A 5,999-nucleotide genomic window follows, 5' to 3' on the forward strand; every position below is an offset into this window, starting at 1 on the left:
GTGTGACCGATGCCGATCGTGCCGTCGAGCGGCTCTTCCTTCAGCCGGCGTTCAAGGTTGATGAGCTTGCCTTCGGCGCGGCGGCGGCCAAGCTCACCCTTGTCGACCGTCGCGATGCCGGCCGAGTCGTAGCCGCGGTATTCGAGCCGCTTCAGCGCATGGACGAGAAGTGGCGCGGCCTGCGAATGGCCGACAATTCCAACGATTCCGCACATGTCCAGCCTCCGAATCCCGGCCGAACTATCCCTGATGCCGCGAAAGCCAGACTACCCCTCATTATCTGCGGGTTGATCGTTCATTTGAACGAGCCCACCTGATTAATCGCACCCAGGCATAAAACACCGCGTCGTCGCATTTCAGCGGCCAGCCGAGTCGACACAGCAAACCATCTCACCTCTCATGCAAGACTTCCTGCCTGTAGCGGAGCAGCGGCGAAAGCAAATAGCTGATGATGCGGCGCGAACCGGTCTTGATTTCGACCGTGACCGACATGCCGGGCGAGAGATCGGCGGACCGGCCCTCGATCTGCATCTGCGTGCGGTCCAGCGAGACGCGCGCCAGGTAAGCAGGCCCCTGGTCCTTCTTCTCGGGGATCGAACTCTCCGCGCTCGACGAGGAGTCCCGCACGGCGTCACCACGCCTGTCATTCGTAACGGTATCACGCGAGACGCCGAGCACACGGCCGTGCAGAAGCCCGTACCGCGTGAAATTGAAGGTATCGACCTTGATCGCTGCGTCCTGGCCCGCGGATATGAAACCGACATCGCTGTTCGACACCATTGCCTCGATCTCGAGGGCGGCATCGGCCGGCACCACGACCGCGAGTGCCTGCGCTGGCGTGACGACGCCTCCGATCGTATGCACGGAAAGCTGCTGCACGACGCCGTCGACCGGGGCAGTCAGGGTTTGCATCTTCGCCCTGTGCTCTGCCTTGATCATGTCCTGGGCGAGACCTGCCGCTTTTTGTTCTGCCTTTGCCAGATCATCGAAAAGCGAGCGACGGTATTCGGCCTCGGCTCTTGCGCGAGTCTCCTTCAAGACCGAGATAGCCGCTTTGACCTCGCCCTGGCGGCTCTCCAGGACCGGGAGATCGTGCTGCTGGCTGATCAGGTCCTGCAAGTCGGTGAGATAGGTAATCTTGGACGCGAGACCCTTGTTGTAAAGGTTCTTGCTCACATTGGCCCGTTCCTGGAGCGGCGGGAGAACCGCCTGCAGCTTGTCTATGGTGGCGGCGATTGTCTCGCCTTCCGCCTCCTTCTCGGCGAGCTGGCGCGCGATCTCGGCGACCTTGGCGTCTTGCTCGGCCGTTTGCATGGTAAGGAAGCGACGCTGCGTATCGATCAAGGCCTGGCTTGCATCGGCGGGGGCGATGAAATCGTCGAGGGGATTGGCATGACCCGAAAGCGCCGCCCGCAACCGCGCCACCTCGAGCTCGGCCGCGACGAGATCGCTCTTGATGTGGTCGGTCTCGGCCGCGCTGATTGTCGGGTCGAGCTCGATCAGAACGTCGCCAGCCTTCACCGGGGCCCCGTCGCGCACGCGGATGGCGCGTACGACACCTGTCTCGAACGGTTGGACGACCTTGACGCGGTCGTTGGGCACGATCCTGCCGGGAGCGGTCGCGACGATGTCGACTTGACCGACGGTCGCCCAGGCGGCCGCCAGGCAGAAAAAGGCAATGATGGTCGCGCCGATGGCGCGGCCGACGGGCGAGGGTGGCGTCTCCATGACCTCGAGCGCCGCGGGCAGGAACGCGGTCTCATAGTCGCGGCGGCGTACGCGCCGGGCGGGAAATTCAACGATGTTTCCGGCGGCCGCCATTGGCTTGACCCGCTTGCAGGTGATGGAGGTTGGCGTAACGACCGTTCGAGCGCATCAGGTCGGCATGCGTGCCGTCCTCAACGATGCGGCCGCGATCGATGGTGATGATACGGTCGGCATCGCGCACCATCGACAGGCGGTGCGCGATGATGATGACGGTGCGCCGATCGGCCATGCCCCGCATGTTGTTCTGGATGATGCGCTCGCTCTCATAGTCGAGCGCGCTCGTCGCTTCGTCGAAGATGAGGATGCGCGGATCGCCAATGAGGGCGCGGGCAATGGCGATGCGCTGACGCTGGCCGCCCGAGAGCGAGCAGCCACGTTCGCCGATCACAGTGTCGTAACCTTCCGGCAACTCGAGGATGAATTCGTTGGCCCCGGCGAGTTCGGCCGCGGCGATGACGTCCTTCATCGGCATCGCCGGATCGGCGAGCGCGATGTTGTCGCGCACCGAGCGGTTGAAGAGCACATCCTCCTGCAACACCACGCCCACCTGCCGGCGCAGCCAGGCGGTATCGACCATGGCGAGATCGACGCCGTCGGCCAGCACGCGTCCGTTCTCTGGCACGTAGAGGCGCTGGATGAGTTTGGCGATCGTGCTCTTGCCTGAGCCGGAAGCGCCGACGAGCCCTACGATCTGGCCGGGCGGAAATTGAAAGCTGACATCGTGCAGTACCTGCGGGCCGTCGACGCGGTAGCGGAAGCTTACATGCTCGAAGGTGATCTCGCCGTGGATCGGCGGCAGCGCGGCGCGGCCCGAGCTGAACGACGGCTCTGGCTGCGTGTTGAGGATATCGCCGAGCCGCTCGACAGAGAGACGCGCCTGATGGAAATCCTGCCAGATCTGCGCGAGGCGCAGAACTGGCGCGCTCACGCGACTCGCAAGCATGTTGAACGCCACAAGCTCGCCGACCGTCAGGTTGCCGTCGATGACGAGCTTGGCGCCGAAGAACAGGGTGGCAGCGGTGACGATCTTGCTTGCGAGCTGGATGGCCTGGCTCGCCATGTTGCCGAGGCTGAGCACGCTGAAGCTGGCGCTTACATAGGCGGCAAGCTGTTCTTCCCAGCGGCGCTGCATCTGCGGTTCGACCGCCAGCGCCTTCAGTGTCTCGACCCCGGTGACGCTCTCCACCAGCAGAGCCTGATTTTCAGCGCCGCACCTGAACTTCTCGTCGAGCCGCCTGCGGAAGAGCGGCGTCGCGCCCGCCGACACGCCGATATAGACGGGAAAGGCGCCGAGCACGACCAGGGTCAGGAGCGGGGAGTAGAGGACCATCACGCCGAGGAAGATGACAGTGAAGGCGAGGTCGACGACCAGCGTCAGCGCCGAGCTGGTGAGGAAGTTGCGGATATTCTCCAACTCGCGCACGCGGGCGATCGAGTCTCCCGCACGCCTCGCCTGGAAATAGGCCAACGGCAACGCCATCAGATGGCGGTAGAGGCGCGCGCCGAGCTCGACGTCGATGCGGTTGGTCGTATGGGCGAACAGGTACGTGCGTAGTCCGCCGAGGATTGCCTCGAAGACCGCGATCGCCACGAGCCCTAGGGTGAGGATCTCCAGCGTGCTCAGCCCGCGGTGCACCAGCACCTTGTCGATCACGACCTGAAAGAAGAGTGGGCTGATAAGAGCGAATATCTGCAGGAAGAGGGATGCAACGAGGACTTCGCCCAGCAGATGGCGATATTTCCAGATAGCGCCGAGAAACCAGCTGATGCCGAAGTGCCGCGACAGGTCGGACAGCGAAGCGCGGCGCGCCATCAGGATCAGGCGCCCGTCCCAGATATCTTCGAATTCGGCGCGCGACAGCGCCTCCGGGCGTGGCGCATGGGGACGCTGGACGAGGACTTGGTTGTCCCCGGCCTTGCCGAGCAGCAGGAAGCCGCCATCCCTGAGCGACGCTATGGCTGGCAGCGGCGTGTGGCCGAGGCGCGGCCAGGCGCTTCTTATGCTGCGCGCCTTGAGACCGAAATCCTTGGCGCAGCGCAGCATTTCGGTCGTGCCGATGCGCGCCTGGCCGAATCGATGACGTATCTGCGGGCCTTCAGCCGCGACGCCGTTCAACTGAAGGAGCATGACCAGAGAACCAAGCCCCTGATCGTCTTCCTGCCCGATCTGAGGGCTTCCGAATGCCATGCCCGGAACCCCCTCAGTGCCCGAAATGTCCAGGTGTCGTCAGCATCGCCAAGACATCGTTGCCGCCATGCTGGGACCACGCCGGGGCGATCTCACCGGCGTTGGCGCGGCTGTCATGGAAACCCCAGGCAGCATACTGGTTGAACAGCGCAAGCAGGTTCGATGTCGGGTTGGTTGTGGTCGCCGGAGGATCGGTGACAGTCATCGTCCTTGACGGCGCGCTCGCCGTTTCGCCAGCCGTCGAATTGCTCGCGGTGACCGTCAGCGTGGCGACGGGATGGTTCGTGCCCTTATAGGAGGATGCCAGCGTCAGCCCCGAGATCGGCTTGCCCACCGTGGACGAGGTCTCGGTGATCGTCCAGGTGTAGGTGCCGTTCAATTGCAGTGCTTTGCTGACGTGGTAACCGCTCGGCGCCGAGATCGTCTCGTAGCTGGGCAATCCCGCGATTTTCAAGGTGACGCTGTCGTCGGAATCGACCGGGGTTGCGGTAATGCCGAGCGCCACCGAGCTACGTGCCTGGACGGTCAGAGCCGTGTTGGCGATCGTCAGGATCGGCGCCTCCGGTGTATTGTCTTCGTCGACGATCAGGGCCCTGGTGGCAAGCGGGGCAAGATTGCCAGCCTTGTCCGCCACATCCGCGGTCACCGTGTAGGCCCCGTCGGCCAGTGCCTGTGCCTGTGCGCTCGTCACACTCATCGACCATGCATTGTTCTGATCGCTGGTCGTGTAGCTGTCGACGACGACGTTCTGGCTGTTGACGATGTTGACCGTGACCACCTGGCCGTTCTCGACATTGGTCGAGGTGCCGCTGATGGCGAATCCGGTCAGTGCTTCCAGGGCATTGACGTTGTTGTTGCCGGCGATCGTGTTGATGGCGATTGTCGGCACCGTGGTGTCGATCTGCAGCGTCCCGGCTGGATTGTAGTTGGTGGCGCCTGCCAGATTGGCGTTGTTGGTCGCGGGATCTGTGATGGTCGACCCGTTCAAACTGAACGAGGAAACCGTCAGATCTGAGGTGTTCTGACCGGAGGCCACGGTATAGCTGAATGTCAAAGCGGTCGTGCCTGACCCACCGCTGTAGGTCGCAATTCCACCATCGTTGAGCAGGAGTTGCGGCGAGCCGCCCGTTGTGTTGACCGTCACCGCCGCGCTGAAGTTCACGGTCAGCGTGACGATCTTGCCGGCGTTCAGGTCGCCGGTGCCATTGGTAATGCCCGTGCCGGATGTCGCGATCGAGGCGATCGGCGGCGCGGCGCTCACCGGAGCGAAGGTCATGATAGGCGCCGTTCCGGTCGAACCCAGCGCGGGCAAATTATACATATTTTCGATCGTGTGCAGGAGCGAGTAGTGATCGAAGAGCTGGCTGTTCTGTCCCGCGCCCACGCCGGCGCCGAAGACGAGCGTCGCGACGTGATTGTTACTCGTGCCGTCGTCCTCGTCGAAGGCGACGACGAGAATGCTGTTATGGGTGGTCGCCCAGTTGGCATAGGCGCTGAGGTGCGAACTGAGCCACTGATCGCCCTGCGCGATGGTACCGGTATGCATGTCGTCGTTGATGTTGGGGGCGACGAACGAAACCGTCGGCAACGTGCTGAAATCGGTTGGAAACTGGCTGAAATCCTGGCCCGTATTCTGTGAGTCGCCAAAGCTCGCCCAGGGATCGTGATCCTGATCTGGAGGGGATTCCGCGTAGCCGACAAAGCGGTCGCCGGCCTGCGCCAGTTCCCCCGCTAGCGTTGGCGTTGTCGGAAAGAAGAAGCTGCCGTCCGTTGTGATACCTTGGGTTGAGCCGGAGAAAATCGCGAAATAGTTTGGCTCGCTTGGGTGGGAGACCGCGTAGTAGTTGGTGAAGAGCGTACCTTGACTGGCGAGCGAGTTGATGTATGGCGCGGCGGAGTTGCCGATGATTTCCGAGTAGCTGTGATTTTCTTCCATCACGACCACGACGTGGTCGGGGGCTCCCTGCGGCACTCCCTGGTAGGTGTATGTGACGGGCGCGCTGATCCCGACATTTCCCGCGAGATCCGTATCCCGCGCCGTCAG

General features: G+C 63.1%; 3 protein-coding genes and 1 pseudogene. All 4 read right to left on the reverse strand.

What is annotated here, in order from left to right; all coding sequences use genetic code 11:
* Positions 1–215, reverse strand: a pseudogene (locus RFM52_RS32495) (glutamine--fructose-6-phosphate transaminase (isomerizing)); the annotation flags it as partial.
* Positions 216–390: 175 nt separating this feature from the next.
* Positions 391–1,821, reverse strand: coding sequence for an HlyD family type I secretion periplasmic adaptor subunit (locus RFM52_RS32500; RefSeq protein WP_320294480.1), 1,431 nt, complete (start codon positions 1,819–1,821; stop codon positions 391–393).
* Positions 1,796–3,955 carry a type I secretion system permease/ATPase gene (locus RFM52_RS32505; RefSeq protein ID WP_320294481.1) on the reverse strand — a complete coding sequence of 720 codons (2,160 nt, stop codon included), beginning with the start codon at positions 3,953–3,955 and terminating at the stop codon, positions 1,796–1,798. The genes RFM52_RS32500 and RFM52_RS32505 overlap by 26 nt, the downstream gene beginning before the upstream one ends.
* A gap of 13 nt (positions 3,956–3,968) precedes the next feature.
* On the reverse strand, positions 3,969–5,999 hold a 2,031-nt coding region (locus tag RFM52_RS32510), incomplete at its 5' end, for an alkaline phosphatase family protein (protein WP_320327899.1).

It is taken from the genome of Mesorhizobium humile (assembly GCF_033977215.1).
GTDB classification, from domain to species: domain Bacteria; phylum Pseudomonadota; class Alphaproteobacteria; order Rhizobiales; family Rhizobiaceae; genus Mesorhizobium; species Mesorhizobium humile.

What these genes read in the sequence shown, in the direction of transcription:
- RFM52_RS32505 (WP_320294481.1), bottom strand. Translation starts at nt 3,955, where the DNA reads ATGGCATTCGGAAGCCCTCAGATCGGGCAGGAAGACGATCAGGGGCTT.
- RFM52_RS32500 (WP_320294480.1), bottom strand. Translation starts at nt 1,821, where the DNA reads ATGGCGGCCGCCGGAAACATCGTTGAATTTCCCGCCCGGCGCGTACGC.